Source organism: Nonomuraea sp. NPDC051191 (genome assembly GCF_044455665.1).
In the GTDB taxonomy this organism is placed as follows: Bacteria; Actinomycetota; Actinomycetes; order Streptosporangiales; family Streptosporangiaceae; genus Nonomuraea.
Map to the genome: position 1 here is coordinate 68,623 of NZ_JBITEZ010000017.1, position 20,302 is coordinate 88,924.

A 20,302-nucleotide genomic window follows, 5' to 3' on the forward strand; every position below is an offset into this window, starting at 1 on the left:
CGTACCTCCCGGTGGCTCAGACTTCGAGCACGACAGGGATGATCATGGGTCGGCGGCGATAGGTGTCGCTGACCCAGCGGCCGACCGTGCGGCGCACGACCCGGCGGATCTCCTGCATGTCGACCACGCCGTCCGCGGCCTTGTCCTGAAGAGCCCTTTCGATCTGTGGAATGAACTCCTCGAACTGCGCCGGATCGATGCCGGACCCTCGCGCGTGAATCTCGGGGCCGGCGGTGAGCTTGCCGGTGGCGGAGTCGACCACGACGACCACCGAGATGAACCCTTCGTCGCCGAGGATCCTGCGATCCTTGAGCGAGGTGTCGGTGATCTCGCCCACCGAGGTGCCGTCGACGTAGACGTATCCGGCGTGCACCGCTCCCACGATCCTCGCCCTTCCGTCGACCAGGTCCACCACGACGCCGTCCTCGGCGATCACGATGTGGTCGTCGGGGACACCGGTGAGCGCGGCGAGCTTGGCGTGCGCCCGCAGGTGCCGCCATTCGCCGTGAACGGGCATGAAGTTCGAGGGACGGGTCAGGTTCAGGACGTAAAGAAGCTCGCCTGCGGCCGCGTGGCCGGAGACGTGCACCTTGGCGTTGCCCTTGTGCACGACACGAGCACCCCACCTGGTGAGCCCGTTGATCACCTTGTTGACCGCGGTCTCGTTCCCTGGCACCAGGGACGACGCCAGCAACACAGTGTCACCCTCGGCGATGCGGATCGGATGATCGCGATTGGCCATCCGCGACAGCGCCGCCATGGGCTCGCCCTGAGAGCCGGTGCAGACCAGCACCACGTCTTCCGGCGGCCACTCCTCGATGTCGCGCGAGTCGACGATCAACTCCGGCGGCACCTTGAGGTAGCCCAGGTCACGGGCCACGCCCATGTTCCGGACCATCGATCGTCCTACCAGGGCCACCTTGCGGCCGTGCCTGGCAGCGGCGTCCATCACCTGCTGGATGCGGTGCACGTGCGAGGCGAAGCTCGCCACGATCACGCGCTGTTCGGAGGTGCGGACCACCTCGTCGATGACCGGCCCGATCTCCCGCTCACTGGTGACGAAGCCCGGCACCTCGGCGTTGGTGGAGTCCGACATCAGCAGGTCGACGCCCTCGGTGCCGAGCCTGGCGAAGCCGCCGAGGTCGGTGAGCCGGCCGTCGCTCGGCAACTGGTCCATCCGGAAGTCACCGGTGTGCAGGACGATGCCGGCGGGCGTCCTGATCGCCACGGCCAGCGCGTCGGGGATCGAGTGGTTCACCGCGAGGAACTCGCAGTCGAAAGGCCCGAAGACGTGCCGTTCGCCCTCGACGACCTCGACCTTGGTCGGTTGGATCCTGTGCTCCGTCAGCTTGGCCTCGATCAGGGCCAAGGTGAGCTTGGATCCGATGAGCGGGATATTGCGCCGCTCGCGCAGAAGGTAAGGCACCGCCCCGATGTGATCCTCGTGGGCGTGCGTCAGCACGACGGCTTCGATGTCGTCGAGTCTGTCTCTGATGTATTCGAAGTCGGGCAGGATCAGGTCGACACCCGGCTGGTCGGGCTCGGGGAACAATACCCCGCAGTCGACGATCAGCAGCCGGCCGTCGTATTCGAAGACGGCCATGTTCCTGCCGATCTCCCCCAACCCGCCGAGCGCGACGATGCGCAGGCCGCCGTAAGGCAGCTCCGGCGGGGGGCCAAGCTCAGGATGCGGATGGCTCATGCCCGGCCCCCATGGTCAAATCGTGTTCTCAAAACTCCCGGTTCCTCCCCGTTCCTATGCGTCCGTCAACTTCACCCCGCCGGCCACCAGGCAAGCACGCAGCTCGGCGATTTGCTTCTCTGTCGCGGCCACGAGCGGCAGACGTACCGGTCCCACCGGCACGCCCACCAGGCTCAGCGCCGCCTTTGCCATGATCGCGCCACCGGCCTTCAACATGATCCCGTCCACCACGGGTGCCACCTGACCGTGTACTTCCAGCGCCTGCCTCACATCACCGCTCTTGTGCAGCTCGATCATGCGAGCCAGTTCGGAGCCCACGACATGCCCGACGACGCTGACGAACCCAGCGGCACCAAGGGACAACCAGGGCAGGTTGAGCAGGTCGTCGCCGGAGTAGAAGACGAGATCGGTCGCCGTCATCACCTGGCTGGCGGCGAACAGGTCGCCCTTCGCGTCCTTCACGGCCACGATGCGGTCGTGCTGCGCCAGGCGGATCAACGTCTCAGTCTTGATCGGGACGCCGCTGCGTCCGGGGATGTCGTAGAGCATCACCGGGAGCTCGGTGGCGTCAGCCACGGCGGTGAAGTGCTGAAAGAGCCCCTCTTGCGGAGGCTTGTTGTAGTACGGAGTCACCACCAGCAACCCGTGGGCGCCCACGTCCGCCGCCTGCTTCGCGAGCTTGACGGTGTGGCGGGTGTCATTCGTCCCCACCCCCGCCACTACGGTCGCGCGGTCGCCAACGGCCTCGAGGACGGCGCTGACGATCCGTCGCTTCTCGTCGTCCGAGGTGGTGGGCGACTCGCCTGTCGTCCCATTGACGATCAGGCCTTCATTGCGCTGCTCGTCCACCAGGTAGGTGGCCAGGCGTCGTACTCCCTCGTAGTCGACGTCGCCGTCAGAGGTGAACGGCGTGACCATCGCGGTCAGCATGCGACCGAAGGGTGCTTCGGCGGTTCCAGTTGGCGATGCCATAGTGCGAACGCTACCTGGATTCGCAAAAGCGTTGGACGTCGCCACCCCGCTTTGCCTGCCTCGCGGGGGCATTTGCCCTCATTCGCGGGCCTTCGGAGGGGCAAGGCTACAAGGGCGACCGCTTGGTGCAACCCGATGGGCTTCGCCTGCGATCACCCGGTCAGCAGGCGAATCCTCATGTTCTCCCTTTCCCCGGACGGGATCGAAGGGGAAACTTCGACAGCCTCCGGGCAGTCCTACCTCGACAGTTCGATCTGGTACCTGATGAAGCCCCGGTTCTCGGCGACCTTGTCGTAGAGACGGCGCGCAGTGCTGTTCGATTCATGGGTATTCCAGTAGACCCGGGAGCAGCCGTGATCCCGAGCCCAGTCGGCGACGGCCTCGATCAACTTGCGTCCCACTCCCCTGCCCCGGACATCGGCAGCGGTGAACAGATCTTGGAGATAGCAGACGTCGGCGTCAGGGGCCGAGGTGCTGGCATGGACCAGGAAGTGCGTGATGCCGACGAGTCGCCCGTCCAACCTTGCACCGAGGGCGTGCATCCGGGAGTCCGCCTGGAATTCCTGCCAGGCCCGTTCGTACATCTCATCCGGTTCAACTCGCTGGTAGAAGTGGATGTACGACCGGAACAGGTCTTCCCAGACGTCCCGGTCGGACGGCATGAGCTTGTCGATGCTGATCACGTGGACTCCTTACAGGCACGGCCTCAGAACGCCGCCCCCGAAGGGCACACGGAGCCAACAGTCGAGACGAGGGCGGAAGGTCACAACCTAGGGACAAGGTGGCCCTCTCCAACACAGCCACTTCTTTGCGAGATCAGAGGACCACTCCGCTTGATGCCAGGCCGAAAAGCTGACCTTCATGAGGACCAGCCCACACAGGGCCTCGAAGCTACAGGGCCCCGATGCTGTCGCCGACTACCGAACGCGGAGTCACCTGCAAGGTGGCGTCGCTCTGCAGCCCCTCGGACATGAGGGCTGAGTCACGGGCAAGACCTTGCCGAGGCTGACGGCTCTGCGTGTGTTGCGACTCTCATCAGCCGCTCTCCTGGCCCACCAGAAACCAGATCCGTTGCAGGCCACTGATCATGTGCGTCCTCGTCCTGCGCGTGACTCCTCCATGCCTGCGAGCAGTATGACTACTTACTGTCACACGGTTGCGCATGGACTTCGCAGCATGGCGTGGTCCACGATCCCGTCCGACTGGCTCTTGCTCAGCTCACTGCCATCGCACCTTCAGCCGCGGAACCGGGAATTCGGTCAGTAACAGGTCAGAAAACCCGCAAACCAGTGCGCAACGTACCAAATGGGCTGGACGAACTCGTCACAACGGCCGCTCTCGACGGCGCGCGCATTGGAAGAGGTCGCCGATATGTGCTCGGGGGTACACACATCGACGACCTCTACCGGAGAATCGGTGTCCCTTACATCAGCGTTACAGGGTTTCTCCGATAATTTTTCACCATCGCAAAGTTGGGGCTCCAGCAGTCATCGATGACGGTCGGTTACCTGTCGAATACGGCAACATGGGGCAACGCCTCACACGAACCCCCAGGGATGGACTAGTGGCCACCTCAGATCCGGTCTACCTGCGTGTCGTCGAAGACATCCGGCGGCAGATCCTCGACGGCACCCTCCCCCCAGGCGCGCCCATCCCCTCACGGGCGCAGCTGACCCGCAAGTACCAGGTCGGCGAGACCGCTGCCCGTCACGCTCTCCGCGTACTCGCGGGCGAGGGTCTCATCATCGGCCGCGTCGGTTCAGGCCATTACGTTAGGGACCGTCCAAATTTGACCCCCTTGCATCGATGGCGTTTCCTGGATCACCCCGCGCCGTTCGCGTCCGACCTGCAGTCGCAAGGCAGACGCGTGACGTGGGATTGGCACAGCGAACCAGCCGATGCCAGCCCTGACATCGCCAGACGCCTACGCATCGACGAACAATCCACGCTGACCAGAACGAACTACGTCTTTCGCGGCGACGGCAAGCCGATCCAGCTTGTCACCGCCTACGAGCCGATGGCGTTCGTCGCCCACACCGAGGAGGAGCGCCGGAGTCTGGTCGCGAGAATGTACGCCCATGGCATAAAGATCACTGAGGTGGTCGAGTGCATCCACACCCGGGTGCCCCAACCGGCCGAGAGCGACGCGCTCGACCTGGCGGCAGGGGTTCACGTTCTCCATGTCGAACGTACGCATTGGGCCGGCGAACGTCCTGTGGAAACGAGCGACATCGTCATTCCAGGTGATCGCTTCAGAATGATGTACAGCATGCCCGTCTGACCGGATTCAGAGCTCCGGGCGGCGCCGCGCCTCGCCGCCTGGAGCCTCGCCTGCCCGCGAACAGTCACTCGGGAAGCGACGTCTCAGGGAGCCGAAGGCGACACCCCAGCTCCCATCATGACGCCCGTTGACATGGCCGATTGGCGCACAAGATGTGAGCTGGGCAAAGCAGATCGAATTTTCACCGACGTACTGCCCGGCGACGGTGGTGCCGATGGGGGAAGCCGGCGACCGGGCGCGTAAGTGTCGCCGTTGCCCACGTGGGCCGGAACCGGTGATTCCTGCGAGCCGGGTGCCATCGTGAGCCGCCGGCGGTGCGGTGGCACTGGATGCTGTCGGTGACGTGGGGCTGGGGCAGGGTGCTGCGGGACAAGGATGCTGCGGCGCAGTGAAGCAGCGCGCGATTCTTCCCACAGTGCTCTGATTTCGACCCATCCACCAGGAGCCTCTCAAGGGTCTGATCAAGTCGGGCGCTCCGCCGTCGGACCGCCGGGTGCGCTTCAGACGAGAAATGTCTCACTGCTCGATCGGCCAACTCCCGGCGTTGCGGACGAGACGGCCAGGCAGCGGGACGCAGTCAGCCGTGCGGACGCGCAATACCTGGCGGCACCGGTGGCCATCCCCACGATCTGGCCGACGTGGAGCAGGTCGAGGTCGTCCTTGCTCATGACGAGCCGCAACCCTGCGCGTAGATGACGTGTTCCTGAAGATCGACTCCGATCAGGCGCGCACCGACGTCGAGACGATGGCCATGGCACCGATCCCGACGCCGAGGTCCTGTGGCGCAAGCCGCCTGTGCTCGCGCTTGCCGCCCTACCTGGGACGGCACCCGGCCGCCTCGGCGAGCCGTCGGCGTGCCGACGAGGTCACGCTCCTCTGAGATCTCGGGCATTCGATCGGCGACATCGGGCGTCGACGCACGACTCGAGTCGAGATGTGTCCCGGCTGAGTATCAGCAACTGCCTTTAACGGCCCCAAAATGAAAGCCTCAGCGTGGTGCGAGCGGCTCGCGGTCGACGAGATCCTTGAGCAGGGGCTGACGAGCCGCACTGCCTCCATCGGAATTATCCCGATAATGCCCATTTAATGATCGACACTGCATCGAGACCAGGAAGGCGCCTCGTGGACACGGTAGACAAGCGGTTCAAATCTTCGCCCGCCACCCTCGCCCGCCTTCTCCTAGCACGGCACTGATAGGCCAGGCATTCTGGCGCCTTCTCGGATGACAAGGACGGCCTGGAGCTTGTGGCGGAATTGGAGGCGCCGGCGTCGGCCGAAGCCAGGGACCATCGTCTGGTTCCCAACACTGCCGAAGCTGACATCGATGCCGATAGACGGCATACTCAGAAGTAGGCAACCACATGACGAACAGAGAGTGATTACCCTCATGTCGCCATACGAGCGCACTGCCTGAAGGCAGAGCCCGCGTCGAATGGATACGAAGCCGCCCATTCCTCTCACTGAAGATCCACGACTGCCGTCCGCGTAGATCAAGCGTGATATCTCCGTCTATTGCACGCTTCTTGGGCCCGGAATTGAGGAGCTGAGATTGTCGGTCCTCGTTGATAGAACGGGTGCGGAGGTTGCGAATGCGAGTCAAAGATCTGTACGAGCGCGATCGGCCGCGAGAGAGGCTCATGTCGAGCGGCGCGGCGGTGCTTGCCGACCGGGAGCTGCTGGCTGTCCTGCTCGGTTCCGGCTTTCGTGGGGCGAGCGCGCTGGAGCTGGCCAGTCAAGTCATCGAACACTGCGGTGATCTCGATGCGCTCGGGCGCGCGGACCCGCATCGGCTGCTCAGACTGCGAGGTATAGGGCCGGCCAAGGCCGCGCGGGTGGCGGCGGCGTTTCACCTCGTACGACGTGCGGCGTCGGAGCCTGCGCGGGCCCGCATCGCCAGCACATCCGATCTGGCGGAGGTCTGCGCGCCTTTACTGCGTGGCCTCGGGCACGAGCGCTTCGTCGTGGTGGTGTGCGATACGCGGGGCGGCGTACTGAAGCGTTCGGTGCTGACGGAGGGGGGCGCCGATCACACGACGGTGCCGGTCCGGGAGACCATCTCTCTGGTGCTCACCACCGGTGGCGCCATGTTCGGCGTTGCCCACAATCATCCTGGAGGCTCTCTCGATCCCAGCGATGCCGATCTGGAAGTAACGGCACGCCTGGCCGAGGCCGCTCAGACAGTTGGGCTACGCCTCCTCGACCATCTGATCATCACGGACGCTGCCTGGAGGCGGATCTCCATGTAAATCACCTTCATCTGGGACCTCGGCGGAGATTCGAGCTCGGGAGGCTCAATGGGAATCTTCCCGCCGATAGCGCCGAACAGGAGAAACACATGGGGCAGTTATGAGAATCTAATGGCGCGAGTTGAGGCTGTAATGGACGTCGGCCAGCCAACAGACCCGCCTTGGCGTGGTCCCGCGCATCCCGGAGAGTGCGGGACCACGCTTCTCCTTCTCGCGAATAAGATTTGGCCGGTCAGCGAGCCGGTCGCGAGAGTGGACCGTTGGCCCAGATTCTTCTGGACGGTCGGCAGCAATCGAAAGTTCGCAGCTGCGCCCACTGAGGAAGTATGGCCCGGCGATACCGAGGCAATTCGCCCAGATCTGGGGCTTTAAGCATCACCGCCGAAGGACTCTGCGCCGGTTTGCCCCTTGCCTCTTGAATGGCGTCTGTTGAGCACAAGACGTTGGTCATGAGGATTAGTCGTTGACGGGATACACCTCCTGCCGCGTCCGCCTGGAAATTTTGGCCAATCCTTGCCGATCTGCTGCGCTGCCCATGACGGAGAAGGCACACTGGTTCCTGCGGCCATTGCAAGCCTCCTTCACCCCTTGAATCGTTGCTATTCGAAGGGGACTTGCGATGGCCGTCCTTATTGCCCTGGTGACGAGGCTGAGAGCAGATGGCAGTCGAGGGTAGGGATAAATTGCGCCATACGGATCTGACCAATGCGGAGTGGGAACGGCTGGTGCCGTTGCTGCCTGACGGTGCAGTTGAGCGGCGGCGGCACGGAGAGCAGCGAATGGTGATCAACGGGGTGCTGTACCAGGCGCGTACCGGGTCGCCTTGGCGCAGTCTCCCGGATCGGTTCGGATGTTGGATCACGGTCTACAAACGGCAGCGCCGCTGGTCGGCGGACGGGACCTGGGGGCGTCTGCTCAGGGATGTGCAGGCGGCACAGGGCACTGGTGGCCACATGAGCGGGGATGTTGTGGTGCATCCTGGCGCTGTCATGAGCTACGACGTCGGGGCCTCGGTTGAGGCTGCGCGTGAGGAGGGGGCTGGGGCGGTACAGGTCAGCGATCCTGTGCTGGCGAGCCTGGCACTCCGTCTCACCGAAGTGATCAACATGGCGAAACGTAAGGGTTGATGCCGGGTGCTGGTGGCAGCAGGCGCCGGTCGGTTGTTGGCGGTAGGGCGCCTGCTGTTGCGACGTCGATTGGCCTGTTCCTGATCACGGGGACTACGGGAGTCGACATGGTGCATGGCATGGAACCGTGTGGTGATGGAACTGGATGTGGGGTGTCAGAGCTCTGGGAGCGGGCCGACCCGGGACCGGCCCACACTTGGATGGCACCGCGGACGAGTGGTTAACAGGGGCGTGTTTGTTTCGGTTCTCCCGCGATCCTTCGACTGTGAGTGGTGTTGGTGCTCGGCTGCGCAGGAGCACCAACAGAGCCTCTGGAGGCGGTGGGGCCGGGAGCTCCCTGCCCTCGTCGAGGTGACTTCTCCAGGGCATCAACCCCACGCGTGGCCATCTGCCCATTGGGGGCTGGGTGAACTGATGCGGTACAGGTCAGCTCGGCTGAAGGTTGCAAGAGGGCTGAACGCCTACACCCCCCGCTGGGCGCGGGCTACGCAATCGAGGACGAAGGGCAAATGGAGGCCCTTCTGTCTCTGGTGTCGATTCGGGTCAATGGAGAGGGGTCAGCCTGTTCGCGCTGGAGGAGGTACTGCCGAGGTATGGCTTTCGGGTGGAAGTCGCCGCTTCTGCCACACCCGGGCTTGCATTGGAACCTTTCTCGGTGGTGTTCGTTGCGGGTCACTCTCCCCGGGGGCGACGGGTTCAGGACCAGGCGATCTCGCCGGTTCGGTCGACGAAGCGTCCGGAGCGTGCGCCGGGCGTTTCTCTGGCCAGGGCGACGATCGCGTCCGTGCCTTCGGTGACGGTTGGGGGCCGCTGTTGCCGTTGAGGTCTGTGGCGGTGTAGCCGGGATCGGCGGCGTTGATGCGGATGTGGGCAGGGCCTTGGCGTACTGAGTGGTCATCGTGAGCGCTGCCTTTGAGGCGGTGTAGGGCGGCGCGATCGCCGATGATTCGGGCCGGGACGGGTCACGGGTGTGGGCGAGCGAGCCCATGCCGCTGCTGACGTTGATGATGACCGGGTCGGGTGATCGGCGTAGCCGCGGCAGGAAGGCGGTGGTTGTTCGGACCACGCCGGCGAGGTTGGCGTCGAAGACGTTCATGGCGTCGGTGCCGGACAAGGTGGCGGGGCGCCGGAAGGACCGTGGATGCCGGCGTTGTTGATCAGAGTGTCGATTCGTCCCTCGTGGGCGGCGACATCGGCGGCCGCTGCGGCAACGGACGCGTCGTCGGGTCACGTCGATGCGGACAAGGCGCGCGCCGAGTGCGGTGGCGGCCTGCGTGCCTCGCTCGGGATGTCGTGCGCCGAGCAGCACGGTGTGACCGAGTTCGATGAGACGGCGGGCGGTCTCGTGACCGAGCCCCTTGTTGGCTCCGGTGACGAAGGTGATCGTCATGTGGCCATGTTCGGGCGGGTTGTGGCGGGAGGCCAGGGACCAATCAGCGGTAGGAGCAGGTCGTCTGGGTGACGCCGGGGCGTTCTACTGCTTTCGGGATTGCGTTCAATCAGCCGGACGGCTGGGAATGGTCTGGTTCCAGCCATTCGGCACGCCTGCGTTGCGGTGGCGTCAGGCAGGCCTGAATTGGAGTCGCAATTTCGTAAGTGTCTGCGAGTGGGTGAGTGATCCCGGCTAACACATATGCACGATCTGCCTCTTATCGAGGTGGTCTTTTTTCCTCCGACATGCCGGGCAGATGAGAACGTCCTGGAACAAGCTCGAGCTGTCGGGAGAAGAAAACCACTCCAGAGGTGCTTGCCGGCGATCGCGTCGGGCGCGGACGGCTTGTCAATATGTGCTCGCACAAAGTGAGCTCGGCGCCAGTGCGGGGCCGAGCTTCCCGTCATCCACTGGTAAGGGGTAGGGGTACGTGAACGTTGAGGTGGAGATCCTCGATCTACAACTCCGTCTGCAGGCGTTGGAGACTCGTTCGTGCTCGGGGAGCCACGACGCGGTGTTGGCCGGGTTGGCTGCTGCGAGGGCTGAGATCGTCGATGTTCGCTCGGGGGTCAGTCAGGACTTCGAGATCCTCAACTTCGAGATCGCACGCCTCCGGAAGCGGTTCGACGAGGGCTGCAGCGCCAGCCTGTTGGAGACGATGACGATGCTGGAGGGCCTTCGGTTCCAGCTGAACGATCTAGGGCTCAGACTTGATCGCCTGTTGGCGAAGGATGACGCGTAGCGCGGATTTGAGCCCCCGACTCAAGTCGGGGGCTCGCCTTGCCGGGGTTGTCGCGGATTGCTTGACTGCTCGAACGGGATGGCGCTGAGCAATGGGCGTCGATTTCAGGTCCGGCTTGAGCAGCTCGGCGAGACGCTGGTTGCCTTGAGGAATGGTGACGGCCATCCCGTGTTCCTTCTAGGGCCTTGTCCGAGAACGAAGGAGCCTACGTGATGGCCGCGAAGAACAGTGTGCCGTGTCCAAGGTGGCATGCAAAGCCATTCTGGAACTGTGGCTCCTACTTCTGTCATCTCGGGTTGGCTGGAGAGAATACCGGTGCTTGTGCGTTAATCAGGAAAGTCCGACTTGGGCGAAGGCTCGGATGGCGAAATCAGGGTACGCCCCCGGAGAATGGGTGCTTTTCACATGGCCGGCGCATGTGGGGCACGCCCATGGCATGTGAGTGTGTGAGTCGATCTTCGCGTGATTTTGTATCCGAGGAGGGTGTGTCGCCGAGGATGGGGCTTTGGCCAGCATGTCCCGTTCATGTAGCGGCGAGGTTCAACCCACTCGTCGCTCTGCTCGGCCGGTTCGCGGCCCGGTCGGGGGATATGCCGAGTACGTCGGTGCGGCGGCGGATCGCCGGGTCAGACTCGTACACCTCTCCTGCGGAGGCAACCCGCACGGGTTGCGTCCACGGGAGTGGTGTACGAGCTTGACCTGGTCACAAGCGTGGCGGCCGTGAAACAGACACGGCCATCGCGTGACCCTTCGAGTGCGAACAACGAAGGAGATCAAGGCGATGGCCGCAGACAACAGTGTGACGCCTGCGCAGTGGTTGGCGAAGCAGATCCAGACCGATGACCCCGACGTGTTGCGATCCATGGTCAAGACCATGGCCGAGGCATTGATGTCGGCCGAGGCCGACAGCCTGTGCGAGGCAGGCTACGGCGAGCGCAGTGACGAGCGGACCAACCGGCGCAACGGCTACCGCACCCGCGAGTGGGACACCCGCGCAGGCTCGATCGAGCTGGCCATCCCGAAGCTGCGGTCGGGCTCCTACTCCCCCGACTGGCTGCTGGAACGCCGCCGCCGAGCCGAGCAGGCGCTGATCAGCGTGGTGGCCACCAGCTACCTGCTCGGCGTCTCGACACGGTGGGTGGACAAGCTGGTCGAGCAACTCGGTATCAAGCACATCTCCGAAGGCCAGGTCAGCCAGATGGCCAAGATCCTGGACAAGCAGGTCGAAGCCTTCCGCACCCGTGCCTTGGACGCAGGCCCCTACACCTTCCTCTGGCTGGACGCGCTGACGCAGAAGGTGCGTGAAGGCGGCCGCATCATCAACGTGCACTGCCTGGTGGCCACCGGGGTCCATGCCGACGGGCGGCGGGAGATCCTCGGGCTGGAGGTCACCACCGGTGAGGACGGCGCGGGCCGGCTGGCGTTTCCTGCGCGGCCTGGTCGCCCGCGGGCTGTCCGGGGTGCAGTTGGTGATCTCCGACTGCCACCGCGGCCTGGTCTCGGCGATCGGCGCCGTACTGGCGGGCGCGTCCTGGCAGCGATGCCGCACCCACTACCTGCGCAACCTGCTCACCTGCGTGACCAAGAGTGCCCAGCCGTTCGTGGCCACGCTGGTGCGGACTATCTTCGACCAGCCCGACGCTGTCTCGGTGCGCGCCCAGCACGCCTGGGTGCTGGACGCGCTGGAGGCCAAGCATCCAGCCGCTGCGCAGTACCTGGACGCCGCTCGGGAGGATCTGCTGGCCTTCGCCCCCTTCCCGCGCGAGATCTGGACCCAGATCTGGTCGAACAACCCGCAAGAACGGCTGAACAAGGAGATCCGCCGCCACACCGACGTGGTCGGTATCTTCCCCGACCGAGCCGCGATCGTCCGGCTGGTCGGCGCCGTCCTGGCCGAACAGAGCGATGAGTGGGGCGAAGCTCGCCGCTACATGGGATTGGACTTGCTGGCCAAAGCCCGTCTGCGACTCGTCCCCGGCGACACACCCACCTCGGCCCCGGTCCCGCAGACACTGCCCCCTTAACCTGCAGATACAGGATCACGCGAAGATCGACTCATACCCACATCCGTGGACGCGACTCCCGCACGTGTGCGCGGAGCGAGGTCTGGGGTGGGTAGGCCGGGTTCTACGGGGTCGACGGCCAGCAGGATTGCCCAGAGCAGAGAGGTCCTGGTTACGGAGCTTCGGAGGCTCTCGTCCACGTAGACGCCCTTCCGGGTGCGCCGGGTTCGGCGGATGAAGCACTGGCCTCCGATTTGGCAGAGCTCATAGGACGTGGGCCGGCAGGCGCAGGTGTAGGCCTGGACCCGTACGTGTTCGCCGGTTGGGCGCATGGGATACCAGCGGATGCGGGTGAGTTCGGGGTGGGGGTGGGGGTCAGGGGGGTGGGTGCCGAAGCAGTGTTCGTCGTTCGCAGGGAGTTCGGCCATGGTTGGAGCATACGTCTGGTTGTATCCGCTCGCCTGTACAGAAAGATGACTCTGTCTGATCAGACAGGAGGATATGGGCGGGCTCGTACGGGTTCGTCTATCTTGCCGGTGTGCTGGACTACGACGGCGACACCCACATCTACGTGCAGATCGCGGAGATCCTTCGGCGGCGGGTCGAGGGGCTTGCGTCCGGGCATCCCGTGCCGAGCGAGGCCGACATTCAGAACGAGTTCGGGGTCGCTCGGACGACGGCTCGTCGGGCCATCCACGTGTTGCGCGAGGAAGGGCTCATCTACACGGTTCAGGGCGAGGGGACGTTCGTCGGCGTACCTGACGAAGCTCCGCGTAAGCAGCGGAAAGAGCCGCTGTATCGGCAGATCGCGTCGGATGTGGCTGACCAGATCAAGGCGGGGCAGTTCCAGCCCAAGCGGCCGATTCCAGGTGAGACGGCGTTGGTGCAGCAGTATGACGTGGCACGGGAGACGGTACGGCGGGCCATGGCGTTGTTGCGGGAGCAGGGGTGGATCTACACCGTGCCGCAGCGCGGGAGTTACGTGTCGCCCGAAGAGTCGTGGCCCCAGGTCTGAGGTTCGCTCATCTGCTTGTATCCAGACGTCTAAGGTTTGAGCATGCTCGACCGAGACGGGCCTGTGCCGATCTACGTGCAGATCGCAGAGATGATCCAGGGTCAGATTCTGCGAGGTGAACTGCGGGCCGGCGAGGCGGTGATGAGCGAGCTCGCCATGGAGGCCGAGTTCGATGTGGCGCGGTCAACTGTCAGGAACGTGGTGCGGGAACTGCGTAGGCGGCAGCTCGTGCACACGGTCAAGGGGAAGGGGACGTTCGTCGGGGGCGGTGGCGATGGTTCGGGGGGCAGCGGGGGTGGGGACGCAGGCGGGGATGTGTGAGAGCCAGGTTGGGCCGGGTGTCGCCGGCGGTGCCGAAACGGGAGTGTCGGCCCCCCTGAAATGACGCGCCCAGCAACGACAGCAGCGTGAAAACGACCGCAACCCAAGAGTGCGGAGCTGAGGCCGAAGCAGGGAACAAAAGCAGGGAGCGAACGCGGGGACGGGCGAGAACCGGGTTGAGGCGGCTATCGCCAGCGGGCCGACATGGTGACGGCAGCTCTGGAGTGATGCGCTCAGCAGTGACAGCAGTGTGGGAATGACCGCGACCCAGGAGTGCGGGGCTGGGGAGCGGAAGCGGGAGGGAGTTGGGGTGAGAGTTGGGTGAGGGGGTTAGGAGGGCAGGAGGCGGTAGTGGAGGCAGACGATTGTGGAGGTGGCGTTCACCTCGTGGCCCAAGGAGGACCAGTAGCGGTGGTGGACGTCTCGCCAGTGCTGGATCGAGGTGTATCCTTCGCCTTCCGCCTCGGCGAACTCCCACGGCACCTCGGCGAAGGGCACCAGCGCCACTGAGGTGATCTCGATGGTGGCGGCCTTCTCGCCGGCGTCGTTCACCAGGATCAGGTGTTCGCCGACGTGTTCGACCTCCTCGCCTTCCGCCTCGTAGTCGAGGGGCAGCAGGCCGGCGGTGGCGGTCTTCGTGCCCGAGAGGGTCAGATCGGTCAGCAGGGTACGCACTTCACCGGGCGTGCCGAGGGCGAGGACTCTGAGTCCGTCGATGCGGGGCCACATATGCGCATCCTAGAAGACGGGGATGATCTCCTCCGGGTCGATGAAGTTCACCTCGACGCCTTCCAGGTCCAGCTCGGGAATGGCGGGGAAGGCGATGCCCCACCGTTCGACGATCGCGCGGACCTTCGCCATGGCCACGCGCCAGTTCTCCTTCTGCTCCTCGTACGAGAGCACGCCCAGGCCCGCCTCCCTCGCGTGGTCCATGAGGACGCGGTGATTGTCGAGGAAGTACGGCGGCAGTTCCCAGAAACCTTCCGGAGGCTCCCAGAGAATCATGGAGAGGAAGACGAAACCGGCTCGGAGCTGGCGGGTGATGAGGCCGCGGGTCTCGTCGGTCAGGCCCGGCCATTCGTTCTCCAGAATGGTCATGCAGATTTGCAGATGGCGGGACTCGTCGAGGCCGATGCGGTGGAACATCTCGCCGAACACCGGATGCCGGGTGCCCGTGGCCATGCCCCTGAACAGCGTGGACGCGGCCATCTCGCCCATCATGAAACTGGTGAACAGGACCGGGAGCGAGTATCTCCCGACGGCGCTGGTGTAGCCGTTCCAGTAGCGGCCGCCGTTGTGGTAGAGCCACCCGATGTTGTTGTGTGCGGCCCTTTCGAGATCGTCTTCGGGGGTCCAGCTGAGCGGGCCGCCGGGCCACAGCCGGGCGATGGTGCGCTGGCAGCACTCCTCGTGGTTCATCTCGTCGCGGGTGATGGAGAAGAAGCACTTCCTGACCGGGTCTTCCTCGTGCTTCTCGAAAGCCTGGATGGTGGCGCGGGCGAAGACGGCCGGGCCCGAGGCGTCGAAATTGGCGAGGACGGCGAACCAGTACATGATGCCCAGGCGCTGTTCGCGGGTGAAGTCCTCTGGTTTCAGGCCGTCCCATGGGAGGTCGGCCGGGTTCCAGAGTTTGCGCTTGGACTTCTCGTAGATGGCCGCGAGTTTCTCCGTCTCCACGCGCCATTCCATCGGGTAGATGTTGGGCTGCGGGATCTCCGGCGCGGGCCAGAAGCCGCCCTCCGGGATCGTGAGGTCCGCCATGGTTGTGACACCTCCTCTCCCATCCTGCGTGGGGGCGTCACGCCATGCAAGCATCGCCGCGACCCGGCGCGTACGTCGCCCTGCCAGGTCCGTCCTACGAGCGGGCGCGTTGCGTGACGGCGACACAGGCCAGGACGGCGAGCGCGGCGGCCACGGTGGCCGGGCCGAAACGTTCGCCCATCAGGACCCAGGCCCAGACGAGGGTCAGCAGCGGCTGGGCCAGCTGGGTCTGGCCGGCTCTGGCGATGCCGCCCCTGGCGAGGCCGGCGTACCAGGGGATGAAGCCGAGGAACATCGAGATCAGGGCCACGTACGCGAAGCCGGCGAGGGCGGGGGCGGTCGGCGCGACGGGGGTGGTGACGACCAGGATCGCGCTGATCACGGCGGTCACGGGGAGGGAGAGGACGAGGGCGTGGCTGATCACCTGCCAGCCGGGGGTCGTCCTGGTCAGGCGGCCGCCTTCGGTGTAGCCGAGCGCGGCTGACAGGAGGGCGCCGACCAGGAGCAGGTCGGGCCAGGCGGCGCCGTCCTGGCCCCGGGTGAGGGTGAACGCGAGGATCGCGGCGGCGCCGGCGGCGCAGGCGGCCCAGAACAGGGGGCGGGGGCGTTCGCCTGCCCGTACGACGGCGCAGGCGGCGGTGGCGGCGGGGAGCAGGGCGATGACCACGGCGGCGTGGGAGGTGCTGGCGCCCAGGTCGAGGGCGAGGCCGCTGAAGACCGGGAAGCCGAAGACGACGCCCAGGGAGATCACGGCGTACGCGGGCCAGTGAGGGCGGGGCGGGAGGAGAGGGATGCGGGCGGCTTTCAGGCAGATCAGCGCGATGACGCCGGCCACGGCGGCGCGGCCGATGGCGACCAGCCAGGGGTCGAAGCCGCGCATCGCGTAGACGGTGCCGGGGAAGCTGCCGGAGAAGGCCAGGACGCCCAGGAAGGCCAGGATCGTCCCTTGGCGGGCGCGCGTGACGGGCCCGCTGGTGGTCCCTGTGGAGGCGCGGTGTGGGTCATCGGGGCCGTTCGACGTACCGGTCCCCTGGGAGGTGGTGGCGAGAGATGCGGGCGCGTTGCCTCTGAGGGTGCCGCCGGATGCGGCGACGGTCCCCGCGAGGGTGGTGGGAGGGTGCGTGCGCGAACCGCCGGTCCCTCTGACGGTGTCGCGAGACGAGGCGCTGGTCCCGTCGGGAGGGCGGGGAGTGGGCGCGGGCGCGCCGGCGGCCCTTTCGGAGGTGGCGGGCCGAGATGCGGCGCTGATCCTCCCAGGGGTCGTAGGAGGGGGTGCGGGCGCGCTGGCGGTGCCCTTGGAGGGGGCGATGCCGTGAGGTGCGGTGATGGTCTCTTCAGGGGTGGGGGGTGGGAGTGCTACTGCGGGGTGGGCGATAGCGCTATCCTTATCTTTCATGTCCAACGATAGCAGTATTGCTCAGATTGCTGCGATACTGCGCGAAGAGGCCGCCCGGCTGGGGCCTGGTGCGCGGCTTCCGTCCAGCCGGGAGATCATGCGGCGGCACAACGTCAGCCCCGTGACGGTCTCGCGCGCCATCGGCCAGCTCGCCGCCGAAGGGCGGGTGGTGTCGCGTCCGGGCAGTGGCGCGTTCGTGGCGCCACGCCAGGCCGTCCGCGGGCAGGATCCCGTGGACCTGTCCTGGCAGACGGTCGCCCTCGGCGACCGGGTCGTGGACGACGGGCCGGTGGCGGCGCTGCTCGCCCAGCCGCCCGAGGAGGTCGTGCCGCTGACCGGCGGCTACCTGAACCCTGGGCTGAGACCGGACAGGCAGCTCGCGGCGGCGGCCGCGCGGGCGGCACGCCGTCCGGACGTGTGGGCCGTGCCGCCGCTCAACGGCCTGCACGAGCTGCGCGGCTGGTTCGCCCGGCAGGCCGGGGGTGACGTGACGGCGGCGGACGCGCTGATCGTCAGCGGCGGCCAGGCGGCGCTGACGCACGCGTTGAGGGCGCTGGCGGCCCCCGGCACTCCGGTGCTGGTCGAGACTCCCACCTACCCGGGAGCGCTGGCGGCGGCCAAGGCGGCCGGGCTGCGGGCCACGGCCGTGCCGATGGACCGTGACGGCGTACGGCCGGACCTGCTGGCCGAGGCGTTCGCCGTCACCGGCGCGCGGGTGTTCTTCTGCCAGCCCACCCTGCACAATCCCACGGGCGCGACGTTGCCCCCGGACCGGCGTGCGCAGGTGCTGGAGGTGGCCAGGGCGGCGGGGGCGTTCGTGATCGAGGACGACTACGCCCGCTACCTGACCCCCGCCGCTCCCCCGTCGCTGGCCTCCATGGACGCGCACGGCACCGTCGTCAACGTGGGCTCGCTGACCAAGATCCTTTCCCCCAGCCTGAGGGTGGCGGCGGTCGTGGCCCGTGGGCCGGCCGCGCACCGGCTGCGGGCCGCCCAGCTGGTCGAGTCGTTCTTCGTGGCGCGGCTGTTGCAGGAGACGGCGCTGGAGTTCGTGGGCTCGTCGGCCTGGGGCAGGCATCTGGGCGCCGTCCATGCCGAGATCGCCGCCAGGCGGGACGCGCTAGCGGCGGCGCTGGCGGCCCACGTCCCGGGGGCGGAGGTGCATCTGATGCCGATCGGCGGTCTGCACCTGTGGCTGCGGCTGCCTCCGGAGGTGGACGAGAACGCGCTGGTCGAGGCGGCCAGGCGGCACGGGACGTTGGTGAGCCCGGGGCGCATGTACTACCCGTCGGAGCCGCCGGGCCCGCGGATCAGGGTGACGCACATGGCCGCCGCCAACCTGCAGGTCCTGACCGAGGGGGTGCGAAGACTCGGACGGGCGCTGGACTCGCAGGTCCAGTGACTGGACACTCGATGCAGTGCGGGGCCGGGGGCGGGCGGGCCGATGACCGCGCCACGCCGGTCGGGCCGAGGCCGTCGCGGTGGTCGACGTCGCTTGGGAGCGGCTCAAGATCTGTGCGGGAGCAGGGCGGGTGGGAACATGTCAGCGGGCGTTCATGGAATCGTTCGCGCTCATGGTGTTCGATGCGGGTATGCGCTGACCGCACCAAGACACGCGCTTACCGGGCGAGGAAGCGGGGTTCGCGTCGTCTCCAAGGCTCAAACACCGATACGGTGTAACTCGTGCCTTGTGGCACGAACGGCAGGCGAAGGAGCGGGCCGAGATGGCAGACGTAGGCGTCCGGGCGGCCCGGCGCGAGGATGTTCTTCAGGTTGCGAATACTCAGATCCGCGCCTGGCGCTACGGATATCGGGAGTTCCTCCCGGAAGGCCCACTCGAGCAGATGACGGGGCCGGCGGCCGAGAAGATGTGGCTGCGCCAGTGGGACGAGGCGATCGTCGCCCCGCCCAGCCCCACGCACCGGGTGCTGGTCGCGGTGGAGACCATCCTCGACACCGAGGGCTTCCCCGCCCTGGGCGCGGGCGGCAGCGCGGCGCTGACGACCCCGCGCGGCGGCGAGCGCGTGGTGGGGCTGGCCTCGCATGCCCCCGCCGAGGATCCCGACCTGGATCCCAGCAGGGTCGCCGAGATGCTGACGCTGCTGGTCGACCCCGACTTCGTCCGCCGCGGCCACGGCAGCCGCCTGCTCAACGCCACCGTCGACTACCTGCGTGAGGACGGCTTCCGCCAGATCGTCACCTGGGTGTTCGCCGACAACTACGCGGTGCTCGGCTTCCTGGAGTCGGCCGGCTGGGGCGAGGACATGGCCGAACGCGTCCTCGACATGGGCCGTCCGATCCGCATGGTCAGGCTCACCACGGATATCAGCTAGAGGTTCGACAGCATGGCTACCCCCGGTCAGTGGATCGCGGGCGCGCGCCCGCGCACCCTTCCCAACGCCGTAGTCCCCGTCATGGTCGGTACGGGCGTGGCGGTCGGCGACGGCGGATTCGTCTGGTGGCGCGCGGTCCTGGCGCTGCTCGTGGCGCTGTCCCTGCAGATCGGCGTCAACTACGCCAACGACTACAGCGACGGCATCCGCGGCACCGACGACCAGCGCGTCGGCCCGATGCGGCTCGTGGGCTCGCGGGCGGCCACGCCCCGGCAGGTGCTGACGGCGGCGCTGGGCTGCTTCGCGGTCGCGGCGGTGCTCGGCCTCGTGCTGGTGGTCGTGACGCGGGCGTGGTGGATCCTGCTGGTGGGGGTCGCGTGCATCGCGGCGGCCTGGTTCTACACCGGCGGCAAGCGTCCCTACGGCTACCGCGGGCTCGGTGAGCTGGCCGTCTTCGTGTTCTTCGGCGTGGTCCCGGTCATGGGCACCGCGTACGTGCAGACCGAGCAGCTGAGCTGGACGGCCTTCCTCGCCTCGATCCCGGTGGGCCTGCTGTCGTGCTCGATGCTGGTGGTCAACAATCTGCGCGACGTCCAGACGGACGGCACGTCGGGCAAGCGCACCCTGGCCGTGGTGCTGGGCGCCGAGCGCACCCGGGCGCTGTACGTGTTGTGCCAGGTGGTGCCGTTCGTCGTGGCGCTGGCGATGATCGCGGTCACGCCGTGGGCGGCGCTCGCGGCGCTGGCCGCGCCGCTCGCGGTCACCCCGATCAGGACCGTGCTGGGCAAGGCGGTCGGGCCGGCGCTGATCGCGGTCCTGCAGCAGACGGGCAAGCTCCAGATGGCGTACGGGCTGCTGTTCGCGGTCGGCTTGGCGATCACTTTGTAGCCAGGGCACAACTGCCCCCCGCTACGCTCGTATGTCTGGATAAATCACCAGGTCATCCCCCTACGGTTCACTGTGTGCGCACA

Annotated in this window: 18 protein-coding genes and 1 pseudogene; 12 read left to right on the forward strand and 7 right to left on the reverse strand. The window is 66.5% G+C overall.

Features of this window, described 5'->3' with window-relative positions; genetic code table 11:
- Positions 1-16 precede the first annotated feature (16 nt).
- From ACIA8R_RS40870 to ACIA8R_RS40880, 3 genes are all read right to left on the reverse strand, one after another.
- Positions 17-1,702, reverse strand: coding sequence for a ribonuclease J (locus ACIA8R_RS40870; RefSeq protein WP_397042909.1), 1,686 nt, complete (start codon positions 1,700-1,702; stop codon positions 17-19).
- A 54-nt stretch (positions 1,703-1,756) separates the two neighbouring features.
- Positions 1,757-2,674, reverse strand: a complete 918-nt coding sequence (gene dapA / locus ACIA8R_RS40875; RefSeq protein WP_397042911.1) for a 4-hydroxy-tetrahydrodipicolinate synthase — start codon at positions 2,672-2,674, stop codon at positions 1,757-1,759.
- A 236-nt stretch (positions 2,675-2,910) separates the two neighbouring features.
- Positions 2,911-3,357: a GNAT family N-acetyltransferase gene (locus ACIA8R_RS40880; protein WP_357694349.1), complete on the reverse strand. Its 447-nt coding sequence runs from the start codon at positions 3,355-3,357 to the stop codon at positions 2,911-2,913.
- Between the two features lie 881 nt (positions 3,358-4,238).
- Between ACIA8R_RS40880 and ACIA8R_RS40885 the strand changes: the two genes are divergently transcribed.
- The 4 genes from ACIA8R_RS40885 to ACIA8R_RS40900 all read left to right on the forward strand — a co-directional run bounded on the left by ACIA8R_RS40885 (position 4,239) and on the right by ACIA8R_RS40900 (position 8,328).
- Entirely contained in the window at positions 4,239-4,955 is a 717-nt protein-coding gene (locus ACIA8R_RS40885; protein ID WP_357694351.1) for a GntR family transcriptional regulator, read from the forward strand.
- Between the two features lie 697 nt (positions 4,956-5,652).
- The gene (locus ACIA8R_RS40890) at positions 5,653-5,835 is read left to right on the forward strand and encodes a hypothetical protein (protein ID WP_364094137.1); all 183 of its coding nucleotides are present in this window, start codon (positions 5,653-5,655) and stop codon (positions 5,833-5,835) included.
- A 709-nt stretch (positions 5,836-6,544) separates the two neighbouring features.
- Complete coding sequence (locus ACIA8R_RS40895) at positions 6,545-7,201, forward strand: DNA repair protein RadC (RefSeq protein WP_364094134.1); 657 nt, start codon at positions 6,545-6,547, stop codon at positions 7,199-7,201.
- Between the two features lie 659 nt (positions 7,202-7,860).
- Positions 7,861-8,328 carry a transposase gene (locus ACIA8R_RS40900; RefSeq protein WP_397042914.1) on the forward strand — a complete coding sequence of 156 codons (468 nt, stop codon included), beginning with the start codon at positions 7,861-7,863 and terminating at the stop codon, positions 8,326-8,328.
- Positions 8,329-8,812: 484 nt separating this feature from the next.
- Here the strand turns inward: ACIA8R_RS40900 and ACIA8R_RS40905 are convergent, their stop codons facing one another.
- Positions 8,813-9,718, reverse strand: a complete 906-nt coding sequence (locus tag ACIA8R_RS40905; RefSeq protein ID WP_397042916.1) for an SDR family NAD(P)-dependent oxidoreductase — start codon at positions 9,716-9,718, stop codon at positions 8,813-8,815.
- A 472-nt stretch (positions 9,719-10,190) separates the two neighbouring features.
- On the opposite strand from ACIA8R_RS40905, the gene ACIA8R_RS40910 reads away from it, so the two are divergent.
- The 4 genes and pseudogenes from ACIA8R_RS40910 to ACIA8R_RS40925 all read left to right on the forward strand — a co-directional run bounded on the left by ACIA8R_RS40910 (position 10,191) and on the right by ACIA8R_RS40925 (position 13,841).
- Positions 10,191-10,502 (forward strand): hypothetical protein, encoded by a 312-nt coding sequence (locus ACIA8R_RS40910; RefSeq protein WP_357694357.1) that lies wholly within the window; start codon positions 10,191-10,193, stop codon positions 10,500-10,502.
- 781 nt (positions 10,503-11,283) lie between these two features.
- Positions 11,284-12,526 (forward strand): annotated as a pseudogene (locus ACIA8R_RS40915) (IS256 family transposase).
- A gap of 517 nt (positions 12,527-13,043) precedes the next feature.
- On the forward strand, positions 13,044-13,520 hold the full coding sequence (locus ACIA8R_RS40920; protein WP_397042918.1) for a GntR family transcriptional regulator: 477 nt from the start codon (positions 13,044-13,046) through the stop codon (positions 13,518-13,520).
- 42 nt (positions 13,521-13,562) lie between these two features.
- Positions 13,563-13,841 carry a GntR family transcriptional regulator gene (locus tag ACIA8R_RS40925; protein WP_397042920.1) on the forward strand — a complete coding sequence of 93 codons (279 nt, stop codon included), beginning with the start codon at positions 13,563-13,565 and terminating at the stop codon, positions 13,839-13,841.
- A 330-nt stretch (positions 13,842-14,171) separates the two neighbouring features.
- On the opposite strand, the gene ACIA8R_RS40930 is transcribed toward ACIA8R_RS40925, so the two are convergent.
- The 3 genes from ACIA8R_RS40930 to ACIA8R_RS40940 all read right to left on the reverse strand — a co-directional run bounded on the left by ACIA8R_RS40930 (position 14,172) and on the right by ACIA8R_RS40940 (position 16,542).
- A complete protein-coding gene (locus ACIA8R_RS40930) occupies positions 14,172-14,570 on the reverse strand; it encodes an ASCH domain-containing protein (RefSeq protein ID WP_397042922.1) in 399 nt (132 codons plus the stop codon).
- A 9-nt stretch (positions 14,571-14,579) separates the two neighbouring features.
- On the reverse strand, positions 14,580-15,602 hold the full coding sequence (locus ACIA8R_RS40935; protein WP_364094119.1) for a hypothetical protein: 1,023 nt from the start codon (positions 15,600-15,602) through the stop codon (positions 14,580-14,582).
- Between the two features lie 94 nt (positions 15,603-15,696).
- Positions 15,697-16,542 carry a DMT family transporter gene (locus tag ACIA8R_RS40940; RefSeq protein ID WP_397043062.1) on the reverse strand — a complete coding sequence of 282 codons (846 nt, stop codon included), beginning with the start codon at positions 16,540-16,542 and terminating at the stop codon, positions 15,697-15,699.
- Between the two features lie 454 nt (positions 16,543-16,996).
- Here ACIA8R_RS40940 and ACIA8R_RS40945 point away from each other — a divergent pair, with 454 nt between their 5' ends.
- The 4 genes from ACIA8R_RS40945 (at position 16,997) to ACIA8R_RS40960 (ending at position 20,219) form a co-directional block, all read left to right on the forward strand.
- Positions 16,997-18,400, forward strand: a complete 1,404-nt coding sequence (locus ACIA8R_RS40945; protein ID WP_397042924.1) for a PLP-dependent aminotransferase family protein — start codon at positions 16,997-16,999, stop codon at positions 18,398-18,400.
- A gap of 182 nt (positions 18,401-18,582) precedes the next feature.
- The gene (locus ACIA8R_RS40950) at positions 18,583-18,678 is read left to right on the forward strand and encodes a hypothetical protein (protein WP_397042926.1); all 96 of its coding nucleotides are present in this window, start codon (positions 18,583-18,585) and stop codon (positions 18,676-18,678) included.
- Positions 18,679-18,842: 164 nt separating this feature from the next.
- Entirely contained in the window at positions 18,843-19,331 is a 489-nt protein-coding gene (locus ACIA8R_RS40955; RefSeq protein WP_357694371.1) for a GNAT family N-acetyltransferase, read from the forward strand.
- Between the two features lie 12 nt (positions 19,332-19,343).
- Complete coding sequence (locus tag ACIA8R_RS40960) at positions 19,344-20,219, forward strand: 1,4-dihydroxy-2-naphthoate polyprenyltransferase (RefSeq protein ID WP_357694373.1); 876 nt, start codon at positions 19,344-19,346, stop codon at positions 20,217-20,219.
- Positions 20,220-20,302 lie beyond the last annotated feature (83 nt).

Bases quoted from the DNA above. Each gene is read 5' to 3' on its own strand.
- ACIA8R_RS40870 (WP_397042909.1), bottom strand. From the start codon at position 1,702: ATGAGCCATCCGCATCCTGAGCTTGGCCCCCCGCCGGAGCTGCCTTAC.
- dapA (WP_397042911.1), bottom strand. From the start codon at position 2,674: ATGGCATCGCCAACTGGAACCGCCGAAGCACCCTTCGGTCGCATGCTG.
- ACIA8R_RS40895 (WP_364094134.1), top strand. From the start codon at position 6,545: ATGCGAGTCAAAGATCTGTACGAGCGCGATCGGCCGCGAGAGAGGCTC.
- ACIA8R_RS40900 (WP_397042914.1), top strand. From the start codon at position 7,861: ATGGCAGTCGAGGGTAGGGATAAATTGCGCCATACGGATCTGACCAAT.
- ACIA8R_RS40905 (WP_397042916.1), bottom strand. From the start codon at position 9,718: ATGACGATCACCTTCGTCACCGGAGCCAACAAGGGGCTCGGTCACGAG.
- ACIA8R_RS40925 (WP_397042920.1), top strand. From the start codon at position 13,563: ATGCTCGACCGAGACGGGCCTGTGCCGATCTACGTGCAGATCGCAGAG.
- ACIA8R_RS40930 (WP_397042922.1), bottom strand. From the start codon at position 14,570: ATGTGGCCCCGCATCGACGGACTCAGAGTCCTCGCCCTCGGCACGCCC.
- ACIA8R_RS40935 (WP_364094119.1), bottom strand. From the start codon at position 15,602: ATGGCGGACCTCACGATCCCGGAGGGCGGCTTCTGGCCCGCGCCGGAG.
- ACIA8R_RS40945 (WP_397042924.1), top strand. From the start codon at position 16,997: ATGTCCAACGATAGCAGTATTGCTCAGATTGCTGCGATACTGCGCGAA.
- ACIA8R_RS40950 (WP_397042926.1), top strand. From the start codon at position 18,583: ATGCGGGTATGCGCTGACCGCACCAAGACACGCGCTTACCGGGCGAGG.
- ACIA8R_RS40955 (WP_357694371.1), top strand. From the start codon at position 18,843: ATGACGGGGCCGGCGGCCGAGAAGATGTGGCTGCGCCAGTGGGACGAG.
- ACIA8R_RS40960 (WP_357694373.1), top strand. From the start codon at position 19,344: ATGGCTACCCCCGGTCAGTGGATCGCGGGCGCGCGCCCGCGCACCCTT.